The 15,007-nt window shown below is 61.4% G+C and carries 14 protein-coding genes; 7 read left to right on the forward strand and 7 right to left on the reverse strand.

Annotation, left to right across the window (positions count from 1 at the left end):
* Positions 1-108: 108 nt before the first annotated feature.
* Positions 109-1,257, reverse strand: coding sequence for an L-threonine dehydrogenase (yiaY, locus tag FIV35_RS05160; RefSeq protein ID WP_034137324.1), 1,149 nt, complete (start codon positions 1,255-1,257; stop codon positions 109-111).
* 124 nt (positions 1,258-1,381) lie between these two features.
* On the opposite strand from yiaY, the gene FIV35_RS05165 reads away from it, so the two are divergent.
* Positions 1,382-2,398: a DUF4917 family protein gene (locus FIV35_RS05165; protein ID WP_034137323.1), complete on the forward strand. Its 1,017-nt coding sequence runs from the start codon at positions 1,382-1,384 to the stop codon at positions 2,396-2,398.
* A gap of 336 nt (positions 2,399-2,734) precedes the next feature.
* On the opposite strand, the gene FIV35_RS05170 is transcribed toward FIV35_RS05165, so the two are convergent.
* Complete coding sequence (locus FIV35_RS05170; RefSeq protein ID WP_034137322.1) at positions 2,735-3,262, reverse strand: helix-turn-helix domain-containing protein; 528 nt, start codon at positions 3,260-3,262, stop codon at positions 2,735-2,737.
* A gap of 160 nt (positions 3,263-3,422) precedes the next feature.
* Between FIV35_RS05170 and FIV35_RS05175 the strand changes: the two genes are divergently transcribed.
* Positions 3,423-4,205 carry an aldolase gene (locus tag FIV35_RS05175; RefSeq protein ID WP_034137321.1) on the forward strand — a complete coding sequence of 261 codons (783 nt, stop codon included), beginning with the start codon at positions 3,423-3,425 and terminating at the stop codon, positions 4,203-4,205.
* Between the two features lie 28 nt (positions 4,206-4,233).
* A complete protein-coding gene (locus FIV35_RS05180) occupies positions 4,234-5,112 on the forward strand; it encodes a dihydrodipicolinate synthase family protein (protein ID WP_034137320.1) in 879 nt (292 codons plus the stop codon).
* A gap of 54 nt (positions 5,113-5,166) precedes the next feature.
* On the opposite strand, the gene FIV35_RS05185 is transcribed toward FIV35_RS05180, so the two are convergent.
* Positions 5,167-5,499: a YegP family protein gene (locus FIV35_RS05185; RefSeq protein WP_034096349.1), complete on the reverse strand. Its 333-nt coding sequence runs from the start codon at positions 5,497-5,499 to the stop codon at positions 5,167-5,169.
* A 172-nt stretch (positions 5,500-5,671) separates the two neighbouring features.
* On the opposite strand from FIV35_RS05185, the gene FIV35_RS05190 reads away from it, so the two are divergent.
* The 4 genes from FIV35_RS05190 (at position 5,672) to FIV35_RS05205 (ending at position 10,863) form a co-directional block, all read left to right on the forward strand.
* Positions 5,672-6,211, forward strand: coding sequence for an RNA polymerase sigma factor (locus tag FIV35_RS05190; protein ID WP_034096348.1), 540 nt, complete (start codon positions 5,672-5,674; stop codon positions 6,209-6,211).
* Positions 6,208-7,176 (forward strand): FecR family protein, encoded by a 969-nt coding sequence (locus FIV35_RS05195; protein ID WP_034137319.1) that lies wholly within the window; start codon positions 6,208-6,210, stop codon positions 7,174-7,176. Before FIV35_RS05190 ends, FIV35_RS05195 begins: the two co-directional genes overlap by 4 nt.
* A gap of 128 nt (positions 7,177-7,304) precedes the next feature.
* Positions 7,305-9,860 carry a TonB-dependent receptor gene (locus FIV35_RS05200; RefSeq protein WP_034137318.1) on the forward strand — a complete coding sequence of 852 codons (2,556 nt, stop codon included), beginning with the start codon at positions 7,305-7,307 and terminating at the stop codon, positions 9,858-9,860.
* Between the two features lie 103 nt (positions 9,861-9,963).
* Positions 9,964-10,863: a DMT family transporter gene (locus tag FIV35_RS05205; RefSeq protein ID WP_034137317.1), complete on the forward strand. Its 900-nt coding sequence runs from the start codon at positions 9,964-9,966 to the stop codon at positions 10,861-10,863.
* Here FIV35_RS05205 and FIV35_RS05210 read toward each other — a convergent pair.
* From FIV35_RS05210 to FIV35_RS05225, 4 genes are all read right to left on the reverse strand, one after another.
* Positions 10,860-12,086 (reverse strand): class I SAM-dependent methyltransferase, encoded by a 1,227-nt coding sequence (locus FIV35_RS05210; RefSeq protein WP_034137316.1) that lies wholly within the window; start codon positions 12,084-12,086, stop codon positions 10,860-10,862. The genes FIV35_RS05205 and FIV35_RS05210 overlap by 4 nt on opposite strands.
* Positions 12,087-12,784: 698 nt before the next feature.
* Positions 12,785-13,402 (reverse strand): TPM domain-containing protein, encoded by a 618-nt coding sequence (locus FIV35_RS05215; RefSeq protein ID WP_034137315.1) that lies wholly within the window; start codon positions 13,400-13,402, stop codon positions 12,785-12,787.
* Between the two features lie 31 nt (positions 13,403-13,433).
* The gene (locus tag FIV35_RS30070) at positions 13,434-14,162 is read right to left on the reverse strand and encodes a TPM domain-containing protein (protein ID WP_034096342.1); all 729 of its coding nucleotides are present in this window, start codon (positions 14,160-14,162) and stop codon (positions 13,434-13,436) included.
* 18 nt (positions 14,163-14,180) lie between these two features.
* Positions 14,181-14,792, reverse strand: a complete 612-nt coding sequence (locus tag FIV35_RS05225; RefSeq protein WP_034137314.1) for a LemA family protein — start codon at positions 14,790-14,792, stop codon at positions 14,181-14,183.
* Positions 14,793-15,007 lie beyond the last annotated feature (215 nt).

Below are 15,007 nucleotides of genomic sequence, written 5' to 3' on the forward strand. Positions count from 1 at the left end.
AGGGACCTCAGCGTTAAGCCGCAAGCTATAAACCACATAGTGATCGCAGTGTAAGTATCACACCTTGGCAACTTATAGCTTAACGCTTGCGGCTTACGCCTACCCCTCTCAAAACGCGCTGCGAAAGATCTCCTCAATCTGACGCTGATCGGCCCGGCGTGGGTTGGTCAGCCCGCAGGCGTCCTTGAGTGCGTTGGTGGCCAGCAGGGGAATGTCCTGCAACTTGGCGCCCAGTTCGCGCAGGCCGGCGGGGATTTCCACGTCGTGGGCCAGGCTGCGGATGGCGGCGATGGCGATTTGGGCGCCCTCTTCATCGCTGACGCCTTGGGTATCGGCGCCCAGGGCGCGGCCGACGTCGCTCAGGCGTTTGGCGCTGACGCTGGCGTTGAAGCTTTGTACGTGAGGCAGCAATACCGCGTTGCACACGCCGTGGGGCAGATCGTAGAAACCGCCCAACTGGTGCGCCATGGCGTGCACGAAGCCCAGGGACGCGTTGTTGAAGGCCATGCCGGCGAGGAACTGCGCGTAGGCCATGTTCTCCCGCGCAACTTTGTCGCTGCCGTCACGTACGGCCAGGCGCAGGTTGGCGCTGATCAGTTCAATGGCCTTGATCGCGCAAGCGTCGGTGATCGGCGTGGCGGCAGTGGACACGTAGGCTTCGATGGCGTGGGTCAGGGCGTCCATGCCGGTGGCGGCAGTGAGGCCCTTGGGCATGCCGACCATCAGCGATGGGTCGTTGACCGACAGCAGCGGCGTGACGTTACGGTCGACAATGGCCATTTTCACGTGGCGGGTTTCGTCGGTGATGATGCAGAACCGGGTCATTTCGCTGGCGGTGCCGGCGGTGGTGTTGATGGCCACCAGCGGCAGTTGCGGTTTGCTGGATCGGTCGACACCTTCGTAGTCGCCGATATGCCCACCGTTGGTGGCGCACAGTGCAATGCCCTTGGCGCAGTCATGGGGCGAGCCGCCGCCCAGGGACACCACAAAGTCACAGGCGCTGTGCTGCAACAGCGCCAGGCCTTTCTCGACGTTTTCCACATTGGGGTTGGGTTTGGCGCCGTCGTAGATCACCGAGTCGATGTCCTGCATCGCCAGTTTCTCGGCGATCATCGCGGCCACGCCGGCCTTGGCAAGCCCTGCGTCGGTGACGATCAGGGCCTTGCGAAAACCATAGTTGCGAATGGCGTTCATGGCTTCGTCGAGGCAATCGGTGCCCATGATGTTGACGGCGGGAATAAAGAAAGTGCTGCTCATGGCGAATCCTCGGATGACGTTATAGGTACAGCATCAACCTCAGCCGCCTGGCGCACCTTGATCAAGATCAACGCCGGCTCGTGATAAAGTCACCGCCCAGCCGATTTTGAGTAGACCCGCCGCAATGAAGGATTTCCAGGATATTGACGCCCACCTTGAAGACTGGAGCGCGCTGGGTAGCACCCACGACTTCAGCGCGATACTGATCGGCAACGGCGCCAGCCGGGCGATCTGGGAAGACTTTGCCTACGACTCACTGTTCGAAAACGCCCGCACCGTCGAAGAAAAACCCTTGAGCGCCTCCGAACTCAGTGTGTTTGATGCGTTACAGACCCGCAGCTTCGAGCAAGCCCTGGGCGCGTTGAAAACCACCAGCCGGGTCAACAAAGCGCTGGCAGTCAGCTCAGCCGCGCCACGCAATCGCTATTACGCGATCAAGGAAGCGCTGATCAATACCATCCACGCCGTGCATATCCCATGGCGCCTGGTGCAGCCCTCGACCCTGGCGGCGATCAATGGCGAGCTGGCCCGCTACCCCACGGTGTTCACCAGCAATTACGACTTGCTCAACTATTGGGCGATCCTGCACGCCCCGGGCATCGATGACCTGTTTCGCGGCGCCGAAGCTTGCTTCGATCTACGTGACACCCGCACCGACGCCACGCGTATCCTCTACCTGCATGGCGGCCTGCATCTGGTGCGCAACCTCGACGGCACCGCGCGCAAACTGCCGAGTACCGACAGCACCCTGCTCAGCAGTTTCGCGATCAACAACACCCTCAAGACCCTGGACGATGTGCCGCTGTTCGTCAGCGAAGGCAGCGTTCAGGAGAAGCTCAAGACCATCCGCAGTTCGGATTACCTGTCGTACTGTTACGCCCAACTGCTCAACCATCAGGGTGCGTTGTGCGTCTTCGGCCACGAGCTGGGCACGCAGGACAGCCACCTGGTGGACGCGATTCGCCACGCCCGCCCCAGCACATTGGCGATCTCGGTGTCGGGGCGCAGTGAAGGGTTCATTCGTCAGCAGAAGCGCCGGTATTCGCAGTTGTTCGACGGCACTGGAGTCGCGCTGAAGTTCTATGCGGCGCGCACCCATGCATTGGGTAACTCGGCGTTGTCGGTCCCCGTGGAGACATAGATATCCTAAAGCGGCCCTATAGCGTTGTGGTGAACGGGCTTGCCTCGCGCAGGGCAAGCCTGCTCACCACTAAAACCGCATTTTTCTGGTGATGTTTTCACCGAAGAGATGTAGATACCCATGCCTCCGATAGCGGCGTGTCAGTTACCCATGAGCTGGCTGACACAGGACTCTACACACATCTCAAAGGCTGATGCGTACGCTGTGATGAGCAGGCTTGCCCTGCGCTGGGCTGTGGAGCAGCCCCACTCCAGACAACGTGGTTACCTGGCGGGCGCTTGGCTTGGGAGCCATTTCGCGGTCCAGCGCGGGACAGCCCTGCTTACTGCAAGAACCTCACTCATCAGTACTGTGAACCACCACCAACAGCTGCGCCTGCACCGGCCCCACCGAGCGGATGCGGTGCGGCTTCTGCGCGTTGAAATGCAGCGCATCGCCGCGCTCGAGGATCACGCGTTCGTTCATGAAATCCACTTCCACCTGGCCTTCGTGCACGAACAGAAACTCTTCCCCCACGTGTTCCTTGAAGGTCTTGTCGGAGAACTCCGCGGGCGGGTAGATGATAAAGGGCAACAGGCTGCGTTCGCTGACCTGGTGGGCAAGCACGGCATAGCCCGGTGACGTGTCGGGGCGCTCATGGCTGCGCACCAGGCTGTAGCTGTCGAGACTTGCGCGCTCCTCGCTGAACAACTCCTCGACGTTCACGTTGAGGGCCTTGGCCAATTTCAGCGCGGCGGCGATGGACGGCGTGTTGAGCCCGCGCTCCACCTTGGACAGGTAACTTTTGGTCATCCCGGACTTTTCCGCCAGGGTCTCCAACGTAACGCCAAGTTTTTTTCTCAATAATTTCAAACGGATAGACATGCGCTGCGTTTAATCCATGCAGGAAACGATGAGCCGTGCTTGCCAATGACACTTTGTGTCATATAGCATCTTTAGTGTCATTTGCGTTCACCCAACGACCTTGCGAGCAGCGGGAGACCAGCAAATCCGACGTCCATTGCAACCCTCAAAGGACACCGATATGGCCAAGACATTAGCGCTCCCCAAAGACCAACTGGTCAAGCATGCACTGACCCAGATGCAAAACACCCTGGCGGATAATACGTGGACCGACCGGCAAAAGCTGGCGCTCACTTGTCGCATCCTGTTCGACCATGGCCACGACTCCGGCCTGGCCGGGCAGATCACCGCACGCGGACCAATGCCAGGCACCTATTACACCCAGCCGTTAGGCCTGGGGTTTGACGAGATCACCGCCAGCAACCTACTGCTGGTCAACGAAGACCTGGAAGTGCTGGAAGGCCACGGCATTCCCAACCCGGCCAACCGCTTTCACACCTGGGTATACCGTGGCCGCCCGGATGTGAATTGCATCATCCACACCCACCCTACCCATGTTGCCGCGCTGTCGATGCTGGAAGTGCCGTTGCAGGTCTCGCACATGGACCTCTGCCCGCTGTACGACGACTGCGCATTCCTGCAAACCTGGCCGGGTGTGCCGGTGGGCAATGAGGAAGGGGCAATCATCACCACGGCCCTGGGGGACAAGCGCGCGATTCTGCTCTCGCACCACGGCCAGTTGTCGACCGGGGCAGCCATCGAGGAGGCCTGCGTGATCGCGCAGTTGATCGAACGCGCGGCCAAGTTGCAGTTGCTGGCAATGGCGGCCGGGACGATCCAACCGATCTTGCCGGAACTGGGGCGCGAGGCCCATGACTGGATCTCCAAACCCAAGCGCCACGGCGCCGCGTTCAACTACTACGCACGGCAGACCCTGCGCCAGCACGTCGATTGCCTGAACTGAAGCCCCCCTTTTTGACCGGAGAATTCCCATGTCCAGCCTCAACATTCACGGCATCATCGGCTACACCATCACCCCGTTCAGTGCCGATGGGCAACGCATCGACTTCGACGCGCTCGGCCGCTCCATCGACCGCTTGATCGCCGGCGGTGTGCATGCCATCGCGCCCTTGGGCAGCACCGGAGAAGGCGCGTATCTGAGCGACACCGAGTGGGACGAAGTCAGCGCCTACAGCCTGGAAAAAGTCGGCAAACGCGTGCCGACCATCGTCAGCGTGTCCGACCTGACCACCGCCAAAGCCGTGCGCCGCGCGCGCTACGCCGAAGCCCATGGCGCCGACGTCGTGATGGTGCTGCCTGCCTCCTACTGGAAACTCAGCGAAGCCGAAATCCTCGCCCACTACGCCGCGATCGGCGCCAGCATCGGCGTGCCCATCATGCTTTACAACAACCCGGCCACCAGCGGTACGGACATGTCGGTGGACTTGATCCTGCGTATCGTGGAACAGGTCGACAACGTGACCATGGTCAAGGAGAGCACCGGCGATATCCAGCGCATGCATCAGCTGCGCCGTCGCAGCGATGTGCCGTTCTACAACGGCTGCAACCCACTGGCGCTTGAAGCCTTCGTGGCCGGCGCCAAGGGCTGGTGCACGGCGGCGCCGAACCTGATCCCAGCGCTGAACCTGGCGTTGTATGACGCGGTGCTGGCCAATGACCTGAGCCAGGCGCAGGCCCTGTTCTATCAACAGTTGCCGTTGCTGGACTTCATCCTCAAGGGCGGGCTGCCGGCGACGATCAAGGCGGGCTTGGGCTTGACCGGTTTGGAGGTGGGAGACCCGCGGTTACCGGTGTTCCCGCTGGGCGATAACGCACGCAATCAACTCAAGGGCTTGCTGGAAGCCGTTTGAATCAAAACGCCCCGGTTCCTGCGAGCCGGGGCGTTGGCTATACCTCTGCAAACGTCAGGTCTTGTCCTTGATCGTGGTGCTTGGGCCATTGCTCTTGACGCTGGCAATACCCTGGTCCCGCGCCGCTTCTGAAGAGTACTGCTCACTGGTGCCAATCACTTGGTGATTGGCCGCCTTAAGGTTGAAGTACGGCTTACCGTTCTGGGCCAGCTTTCGCTCATAGCGCTCGTCATGCGGGCTGTTGGTCTGCACGGAAGCGATGCCGTTTTCTGCAGCGCTGCGGGTGGCGTAAAGCTCGCTGGTCAAAATGGTTTCTGCGTTCGCCGCCTTCAGCACAAAACGAAACTGCCCGTTGCTGCTTTTACTCAACTCATACCATCCAGCCATGATTGTGTTCCTTCGAAGTGGGATTTCGTTTACCAGCTCGTAGGAGTAAAGGCTAAGCACCCCGTATTGCCAGCCTGAACAGGCGTCTGGTATTTACCTGGAGACAAATGACAATAGTTCTCGATATCATTCGCGACGTTTTCCACAGCCTACGTCGTCAAGAAGGATATCCATGTCTCGTCCCAAGCCCGACCCGCTGTCGGCCGATGCCTTTCGCGGGTTTTATGCAGACATTCTGCATTTCCTGCGCAAGCGCACCGACAACGTCAGCGACGCGGCGGACATGACTCAGGACGTGTTCACCCAATGGCTGGATTACCGCGACCGAGCCAAGGTCGAGCAGCCTCGGGCGTTTCTGTTCCAGATGGCGCGCAACCTGCTGCGTGACCACTGGCGCAAACAAAAGGTGCGCCAGAGCGTGCATGGCGAACAAGCCGACAAGCCCTGCGAGGCACTCACCGACGAGCAAAACGAACCCATGGCCGCCGCCCTGCGCCTGCAACGCCTGGAACAGTTGAAAGAAGTCCTCGCCGAACTCTCGCCCCGCCGACGAGAAGCCCTTATGCTGCACCGCTTCGAAGGCCTGAGCCAGGCGCAGATCGCTGAGCGCATGGGCATTTCGACCAGCATGGTGGAAAAGCACATTGCCTTTGCCCTGCTGCATTGCAAGCGACGCCTTCAACACGACCCCGGCACGGAGCAGCCAGAATGAACCGCCTGAGCGACACCGACAGCCTGGATATCGAAGCCAGCGATTCCATCGATGCCCAAGCCGCCAGTTGGTTTGCACGCAACCGTGAAGACACCGGCCGTGCCGACCGCAAGGCCTTCGCAGCCTGGTACGCGGTGCCAGCACATGCCCGTGCTTATGCCGAGTTCGAACAATTGTGGGCCGACCTGGCCCAATTGCAGCAACTGAACAAACCCGTGGCGCTGGCGCCCCGTAAATCGTCCCCGTGGCGTCCGGCGCTGGCGGTGGCCGCCGCCGTGTTGTGCGCGGTGATGGCGACGCACCTCGGCGCGCCCCGCGAGCTGTATCACACCCAGGTGGCGGCCCAAGCCAAAGGCACGCGCACCCTGAACCTGCCGGATGGCAGCACGCTGTACGTGAACGCTAACACCCGCCTGCGCGTGGACTTCAGCGCCCACCAGCGCATCGTGCACTTGGATCAGGGCCAGCTGTATATCGAAGTGGCCGCCGACAAGGAACGGCCATTGTTCGTGCAGGCGGGGGAAGCCCGCGTGCGGGTGGTCGGCACCGGTTTCGATGTGCGCCGCAGCCCGCAACAACTGGTGGTCAGCGTTGCCCACGGTCAGGTCGCGTTCGAACCCACGGCCAAAAGCCCGGTCGCCATGCTCGGGGCGCAGCAACGCGCCGGTTACAACTACGCCAAAGGCACGCTGGTGCAATCCTCCCTCACCGACGAAACGGTGGCGGACTGGCGCAGCGGGCACCTGGCGTTTCGCAATCGCGAGCTGGCCAGCCTGATCGACGAAGTGAGCCTGTACCGCCCTCAGGCACCGTTGCAGGTCAGTCAGGCGGTGGCGCAGTTGAAGGTATCGGGCAACCTGGATGTGAATGACCCCGATGCGCTACTCAACGCCCTGCCCGCGCTGCTGCCAGTGAAAACCGTGATCCTGGCCGACGGCGCGATCAGGATCGAACCGAACCGTTAATCCGCAGAGCGCCACACTTGAGAATATTTTGCATTCGCATGTGTGGATTTTTTCTGCAGCCCCGTCTTCCTCCCGTCTGCGTTTGATACGCACGCCTTTTTGGCCATTTAGCCACCCTGGGGGATTTCATGTTTCGCGCGCCTTGCCTTGCTCTGCCGTTGTTTCGACCGACCCTTGCCGTCACCTGCCTGGCATTCAGCCTCGGCGCCCAGGCCGAATCGTTCACCCTGCACCTGCCCGCCCAGCCGTTGGCCGCGTCCCTGAGCCAAGTGGCGCAGCAGACCAAAATCCAGTTGCTGTTCGACGAGGCCCAGCTCAAGAACGTGCAGGCGCCGGCACTCAACGGTGACTACAGCGCAGAGACGGCAATCCGCAACTTGCTGTCCAATGGCGAGTTCATCCTGATCAAAGTCGGCAGCACTTACGTGGTCAAACCCGAAGAGGCCAGGACCACCACCAGCGGCGCCATCCAGCTGGAAGCCCTGAGCGTGATCGGCACCGGCAATGAAGTCGACTCCAGCACCGTCGGCCGCTCCACCTTGAGCCAGGCGGATATCGAGCGCTACCAAGCCAATAACATTCCCAGCCTGCTGCAGACCCTGCCCGGGGTCAGCCAAGGTGGCTCGCTCAAACCCGGTGGCCAGACCATCAACATTCGCGGTTTCGGCGATGCCGAAGACGTGCCGCTCACCGTCGACGGCGCCACCAAGAGCGGCTTCGAACGCTACCAACAGGGCACGGTGTTTATCGAGCCTGAGCTGATCAAGAGCATCGAAGTAGAGAAAGGCCCCAACTCGCCCTTCACTGGTAACGGCGGCTTTGGCGGCACGGTCAACATGACCACCAAGGACGCCCCGGACTTGCTGCAAGACGGTCGCAACAGCGGCGCGATGCTCAAGTACGGTTACTCCAGTAACGACCACGAGCAGGTCTACAGCAGTGCCGTGTTCGGTCGCACCGACGACGGCCGTTTCGACGCCCTGGCCTACCTGACCAAGCGCGATGGCGACGACATGAAGGTTGCCGGCAAGTTGCCCAACGAGAATAACCAGTACCCGATCAACCCCCAGCGCCTGCCCAACTCTGCGCAGAACGTCGACGGGCAGCTGTTCAAGGTCAATGCGCACTTCACCGATGAACACAGCGTGGGCCTGTCCTACTCGCGTTCCCATAGCGATCGCTGGACGCCCTTTTCCGCCGCCAGCTACCCCACGCCACCGACCCAGGCCAATATTGACCGCTATGGCTACGAAGGCGCGTTGAAGCGTTTCCTGGCCAACCGCGATACGGTCGACACCACTTGGTCCGGCAAGTACGAATACCAGCCCCTGGATAACCCGCTGGTGGATCTGACCGTCAAATATTCGCAGTCCGACACCGAGCAAACCGACGAGCGCACCGCCACGGCGTTTTTCCAACTGGCCAGCGGCGGGCGCCGGATGGACACCGCCTACACCGACAAAAACCTCGACATCCGCAACGTCAGCCTGTTCGACACCGGGCCGCTGCAGCACGCGGTCACCGTCGGCACGCAGATCCGCAAACACACGCGGGAAACCGAGATGTGGATGCCTGGCGCCACCTACAACACGCCGCGCTACAACTACGGGCATTTCCAGCCGGGCTTCATGCCTCACGGCAAGGTCGATACCAACAGTTTCTTCATTCAGGATGCGGTAACCCTTGGCGACGTGACGGTCACTCCGTCCTTGCGCTACGACCATGTGCGCAACCGTGGCGAGGCCAACGATGCGCCGTACTACAGCAACCCCAACCCGGCAGTCGGCCATGACTACAGCGACCGCACCTACACCGGCTGGTCGCCCCGTCTGGCGGTGTTCTGGACCGTCACCCCGCAGGTCGGGCTGTTCGCCAACTGGAGTCAGACCTGGCGCGCCCCGGTGATCGACGAACAATATGAAGTGCAGGGCGTGGGCAGTCGCACCGCCACCAGCGTCGATCTGGACCCGGAACGCATCACGTCGATCACCGTGGGCAACATCACCAGTTTCGATAACCTGATCGCCCAGGACGACAGTCTGCAAGTGCGTACCACGCTGTTCCACAACAAAGTCGAAGACGAAATCTTCAAGGCCACCGGCGTCGGCTGCCAGAACCAGGCAATCAATGGCGGCACGATTTCCACGGCCTGCCCGCCGGGGCCGATATCCAACTACCGCAATATCGGCGGCGTGACCATCAAGGGTTTCGAGGTGGAATCGTTCTATAACTCCACGTACCTGTTCGGTTCGGTGTCCTACGCCTACACCACCGGCCAGCATGAAGGCGCCTACACCAACCCTTGGGGGCCGAACGTATCGGCGCGGGACATCCCGCCGACCAAATGGGTACTGGTGCTCGGCACCCATATTCCGGCGTGGGATGCCCAAGTAGGGTGGATGGGCCAGTTCATCGGCGCCACCGACCGCCTGCCCAGCGACAAATACTCCGGCGGCCCCGGCAGCAGCGTCGGCGATACCTTTTACGACCAATACAACAACAAGCGCTACAACACCCAGGGCCTGTTCGCCAAATGGAAACCGCAGCAGGCTTACCTCAAGGGCACCGAAGTCAACTTCACCCTCGACAATATGTTCAACAATAACTACCGCCCGGCCCTGAGCGGCGACCGGGCCTACACCAAGGGCCGCGATGCGAAGATCAGCGTCACGCGTTTTTTCTGAACAACTGTACGGATAAATCCGCACGCAGCTGTAGGCCCTTGATCGGCGGGGGTTGTGGCTAGATGGGCATTCCATGAAGCTCTCTTGATTCCGGCCCCCCCTTATGAGTTCGCGCGAAAACACCGGCATGGCCCTCGGCATGCTGGGCGTCATCATCTTCAGCCTGACCCTGCCCTTCACCCGCATCGTGGTGCAGGACATGCACCCGTTGCTCAACGGCCTGGGCCGCGCGTTATTCGCTGCGGTGCCGGCGGCAGCGCTGTTGCTGTGGCGCCGCGAGCGTTGGCCCACTTGGCGTCAAGTGCGCGGCCTGGGCCTGGTGATCGCCGGGGTGATCCTGGGTTTTCCGGTGTTGTCGGCCTGGGCCATGCAAACCTTACCGGCGTCCCACGGTGCGCTGGTCAACGGCTTGCAACCCTTGTGCGTGGCGCTGTATGCGGCGTGGCTGTCCCATGAACGACCGTCCAAAGCCTTCTGGGCCTGCGCAGCGCTGGGCAGTGGGCTGGTGCTCAGTTATGCGCTGATTACCGGCGCCGGCAGTATTCAAGCCGGCGACCTGCTGATGCTCGGCGCCATTGCCGTGGGCGGCTTGGGATATGCCGAAGGCGGCCGATTGGCCAAGGAGATGGGCGGCTGGCAGGTGATCTGCTGGGCATTGGTGCTGTCGACACCGTTGCTGATCGGCCCGGTGTGGTACCTGGCGGCGCAGCATCAGGGCGCGATCTCGGCGCGCACCTGGTGGGCGTTCGGCTATGTGTCGCTGTTCTCGCAGTTCCTCGGTTTCTTCGCCTGGTACGCCGGGCTGGCCATGGGCGGCATCGCACGGGTCAGCCAGATTCAACTGCTGCAGATCTTCTTCACCATTGCGTTCTCGGCGCTGTTCTTCGGCGAACAGATCGAGCCGATCACGTGGGTGTTCGCCTGCGGGGTGATCGTGACGGTGATGCTGGGGCGCAAGACAGCGGTGCAGCCTGCGCCAGTGCCCAAGCCCAGCGCAGTTTAACGGCGGGTGCCCAGGTAACCATCCGCGCGCAGCAGGGTTTCCAGGCAGTGCTCGGTGATGTGGTAGTACGCCTTGAGGGCCTGGATTTTCTCCAGTAACGAGGCGTTATCCACCGGCTCGGCGCGTTTGACCGCCAGGATCATCTTGTTCTTGTTGGTGTGTTCCAGCGAGATGAACTCGAACACTTTGGTCTCGTAGCCACAGGCTTCGAGGAACAGCGCACGCAGACTGTCGGTGACCATTTCCGCCTGCTGGCCCAGGTGCAGACCGTATTGCAGCATCGGCTTGAGCAGCGCCGGGCTCTGGATCTGCAGGCGAATCTGCTTATGGCAGCACGGCGAGCACATGATGATCGATGCGCCGGAACGGATGCCGGTGTGGATCGCGTAGTCGGTGGCGATGTCGCAGGCGTGCAGCGCGATCATCACGTCCAGCTCGCTGGGCGCCACGCTGCGCACATCGCCGCATTTGAACACCAGCCCGGGATGTTCCAGGCGTGCAGCCGCGCTGTTGCACAGGGTCACCATGTCTTCGCGCAGTTCGACGCCGGTGACCTGGGCTTCAGCGTTGAGGGTATTGCGCAGGTAATCGTGGATGGCAAACGTCAGGTAGCCCTTGCCCGAACCGAAATCGGCGACCCGCACCGGCTGATCGAGTTTCAGCGGCGACGAGGTCAGCGCATGGCTGAACACCTCGATGAATTTGTTGATCTGCTTCCACTTGCGCGACATCGATGGGATCAGCGCCTGCTTGGCATCGGTCACGCCCAGGTCGGCCAGAAACGGCCGGCTCAGGTCGAGGAAGCGATTTTTTTCGCGGTTATGCTCGGCCGACGGCGCCTCACGCAGTTGCTGCGGCTTGCTCTTGAACAGCGAACTTTTGTTCTTCTTGCTGTATTCCAGCTGGGCTTCGTCGGTCAGCGCCAGCAAGTGCGCGTTCTTGAACGACGTCGGCAACAGTGCGGCAATGGCCGCGACGCCTTCGGCTAGGGGCAGGTTCTTGGTGATGTCGCGGGTTTTGTAGCGGTACACAAAGGACAGGCACGCCTGCTCCTTGACGGTCACCGGTTTGATGATCAGCCGTTGCAGCTCGGCTTCGTCACCGACGTACTTGGCCAGCACCAGCTTGATAAAGGCATTGTGCGCGAGGCTTTCGCCGAGCAGTTCGATGAACTGGGCGTGATGATCCGGCGCAGGGCGGGCGGGTTGAGCGGTGACGGACATGAACAAAAACGCCTCGGGCTGGGAATGCCGGGCATTTTAGGGGGGATGGAGGCTCAGGGCACGGAGTTATTTGATCAACGGTACTGCACTTGAACACTGCTGGGGCTAAATGTGGGAGGGGACAAGCCCCCACAATTTTATCTGTGCCGGGCTTGGTGTCGGGGGTGGCGCTGGACTGCCGCAAACCTAGCCTTTGCAACACAATTCGCTCACTCAGCACAGCGCCATGTGGGAGGGGGCTTGCCCCCGATCAGGCCGGCTCAGTAATGGATGAGCCAGCTGACACGCCGCCATCGGGGGCAAGCCCCCTCCCACAGTTTTATCTGTGCCGGGCTTGGTGTCGGGGGTGGCGCTGGACTGCTGCAAACCTGGCCTTTGCAACACAATTCGCTCACTCAGTAAAGCGCCATGTGGGAGGGGGCTTGCCCCCGATCAGGCCGGCTCAGTAATGGATGAGCCAGCTGACACGCCGCCATCGGGGGCAAGCCCCCTCCCACAGTTTTATCTGTGCCGGGCTTGGTGTTGGGGGTGGCGCTGGACTGCTGCAAACCTGGCCTTTGCAACACAATTCGCTCACTCAGCACAGCGCCATGTGGGAGGGGGCTTGCCCCCGATCAGGCCGGCTCAGTAATGGATGAGCCAGCTGACACGCCGCCATCGGGGGCAAGCCCCCACACTTTTTGATCGCGGTGTTTGGGCTACTCAAGTACCACCAGGCGATTGGGCAGTTCATTGCGCGCCTGGGTCACCGGCACATGCACCTTGAGCAACTCGCCACAGGCCTCGATGCAGGCAATGAACCCGGCCAGGGTCTGGCCTTGTTTGACCTGCTGGGTGAAGGCTTGGACGATGGCGTCCCAACGGCTGTCGTCCAGGCGCTTGGAAATGCCTTCATCCACCAGGATTTCCACGTAGCGCTCAGCCTCGCTGACAAAAATCAGCACCCCGGTACTGCCCACTGTGTGGTGCAGGTTCTGCTCCAGAAACTGCCGACGCGCCAGGTTGGACGCGCGCCAATGCCGCACCGAGCGTGGGATCAGGCGCGTGGTGACTTTGGGCAAGCGAAACACCAGGCACAGCACAATGAACGTCGCCCACTGCGCCAACAGCAAGGTGTACATGGTCAGGTAGCCAGACAGGTAATGCACCACGCCCGGCACCACCAGGGCGATCAGGCTGGCCCACAACAACGGGATGTACGCGTAGTCATCGGCACGGGCGGCCAGCACCGTCACCAGCTCGGCGTCGGTCTGCTGCTCGACCCGGGCGATCGCTTCGGCGACCTGGCGTTGTTCGTGTTCACTCAGTAGTGCCATGGTTGTAGATGCTCTTTTCTCGTTATTGTCATTACCATCCGCCCGAGGCCCCGCCGCCGCCGAAGCCACCGCCGCCGCCCCGGAAACCACCGCCCCCTCCGCCGCCGCCACCGCCGCGTCCGCTGCTGCTGAGGATCGCCAACAGGATCGCGCCCACCGGCAGGCCCAAGCGATTGCACAGCCACAACACGCCGATCAGCAACACGAACAGGCCAATGGAGAGCCGCGGATTATCCTTGGCAAAGTTGCCATCCGCCACATGGGCGGGCACCGCCAGCGGTTCACCGCCGACCACTTGGATCATCGCGGCCACACCGTCGCTGATGCCCTGGCTGTACTGGCCGGCCTTGAACTTGGGCGCGATCACCTGATTGATGATCACCCAGGACTGCGCATCGGTCAGTACACCTTCCAGGCCGTAGCCGACTTCGATGCGCAACTTGCGCTCATCGCGGGCAACGATCAACAGCGCGCCGTTGTCCTTGCCCTTCTGGCCGATGCCCCACTGGCGCCCCAATTGATAACCGAAGTCCTCGATCGGCACGCCTTGCAAGTCGGGTACGGTAACCACCACGATCTGATCGCCGCTCTTCTGCTCCAGCGCCTGCAACTGCTGGGTCAACTGCGCGCGCACCGCCGGGTCGATCATTTGGGCGTTATCCACCACCCGCCCGGTCAGCGCCGGGAAGGTCAACGCCGCCTGGGCCACGCCCACGCAGGCCAACAGCCACAGCGCCAGGCCTATCCTTAATAAACGCATCGACACCTCAGTGCAGCCTTATTTGAACTTCACTTGCGGCGCTTTATCGGCATCGACACTGGTGGCTTCGAACGTGGCGCGGATCGGCAAATCGCTGTACATCACGCTGTGCCACAGGCGGCCCGGGAAGGTGCGGATCTCGGTGTTGTACGCCTGCACGGCCTGGATAAAGTCGCGGCGCGCCACGGCGATGCGGTTTTCGGTGCCTTCCAGTTGAGATTGCAGGGCCAGGAAGTTCTGGTTGGCTTTCAGATCCGGGTAGCGTTCGGAGACCACCATCAAGCGATTGAGGGCACCGGTCAAGCCGTCCTGGGCCTGCTGGAACTGCTTGAGTTTTTCCGGGTTGTCGAGGGTGCTGGCATCGACCTGGATCGACGTGGCCTTGGCCCGCGCTTCGATCACGGCGGTCAGGGTGTCCTGCTCATGGGCGGCATAGCCTTTGACCACTTCCACCAGGTTGGGGATCAGGTCGGCACGACGTTGGTACTGGTTCTGCACTTGGCCCCAGGCTGCTTTGGCCTGCTCGTCCAGGGTGGGAATGTTGTTGATGCCGCAACCGCTCAGCACCGTGCTGATCAATAGCAGAGCCGCGGCCTTGAGGCCCCAGCGGTTAACCTGTGCTGCTTGCATGGTGTATCTCCTGCCCAAACTGGATGGAATTGGATGACCTGCCCTATAAACCGCGCGCTTGGGGCATAATCCGCCACCACTGGTACGCATCGAGCCAATCAGCTACAAAGATGCCCAGCGCGAATAAGAGTTCAGAGTGTGCTGCATTTATCTGAACAACACCCGAACAACAATAGACGCTCCCCACATTTTGGCCGATCAGCGCAAGCGCTGTG

Origin of the sequence: Pseudomonas rhodesiae, from assembly GCF_007858255.1 — a bacterium.
Classification (GTDB): Bacteria; Pseudomonadota; Gammaproteobacteria; order Pseudomonadales; family Pseudomonadaceae; genus Aquipseudomonas; species Aquipseudomonas rhodesiae.

What these genes read in the sequence shown, in the direction of transcription:
- yiaY (WP_034137324.1), bottom strand. Translation starts at nt 1,257, where the DNA reads ATGAGCAGCACTTTCTTTATTCCCGCCGTCAACATCATGGGCACCGAT.
- FIV35_RS05195 (WP_034137319.1), top strand. Translation starts at nt 6,208, where the DNA reads ATGAACCGCCTGAGCGACACCGACAGCCTGGATATCGAAGCCAGCGAT.
- FIV35_RS05215 (WP_034137315.1), bottom strand. Translation starts at nt 13,402, where the DNA reads ATGGCACTACTGAGTGAACACGAACAACGCCAGGTCGCCGAAGCGATC.
- FIV35_RS05180 (WP_034137320.1), top strand. Translation starts at nt 4,234, where the DNA reads ATGTCCAGCCTCAACATTCACGGCATCATCGGCTACACCATCACCCCG.
- FIV35_RS05165 (WP_034137323.1), top strand. Translation starts at nt 1,382, where the DNA reads ATGAAGGATTTCCAGGATATTGACGCCCACCTTGAAGACTGGAGCGCG.
- FIV35_RS05210 (WP_034137316.1), bottom strand. Translation starts at nt 12,086, where the DNA reads ATGTCCGTCACCGCTCAACCCGCCCGCCCTGCGCCGGATCATCACGCC.
- FIV35_RS05185 (WP_034096349.1), bottom strand. Translation starts at nt 5,499, where the DNA reads ATGGCTGGATGGTATGAGTTGAGTAAAAGCAGCAACGGGCAGTTTCGT.
- FIV35_RS05225 (WP_034137314.1), bottom strand. Translation starts at nt 14,792, where the DNA reads ATGCAAGCAGCACAGGTTAACCGCTGGGGCCTCAAGGCCGCGGCTCTG.
- FIV35_RS05170 (WP_034137322.1), bottom strand. Translation starts at nt 3,262, where the DNA reads ATGTCTATCCGTTTGAAATTATTGAGAAAAAAACTTGGCGTTACGTTG.
- FIV35_RS05190 (WP_034096348.1), top strand. Translation starts at nt 5,672, where the DNA reads ATGTCTCGTCCCAAGCCCGACCCGCTGTCGGCCGATGCCTTTCGCGGG.
- FIV35_RS05205 (WP_034137317.1), top strand. Translation starts at nt 9,964, where the DNA reads ATGAGTTCGCGCGAAAACACCGGCATGGCCCTCGGCATGCTGGGCGTC.
- FIV35_RS30070 (WP_034096342.1), bottom strand. Translation starts at nt 14,162, where the DNA reads ATGCGTTTATTAAGGATAGGCCTGGCGCTGTGGCTGTTGGCCTGCGTG.
- FIV35_RS05200 (WP_034137318.1), top strand. Translation starts at nt 7,305, where the DNA reads ATGTTTCGCGCGCCTTGCCTTGCTCTGCCGTTGTTTCGACCGACCCTT.
- FIV35_RS05175 (WP_034137321.1), top strand. Translation starts at nt 3,423, where the DNA reads ATGGCCAAGACATTAGCGCTCCCCAAAGACCAACTGGTCAAGCATGCA.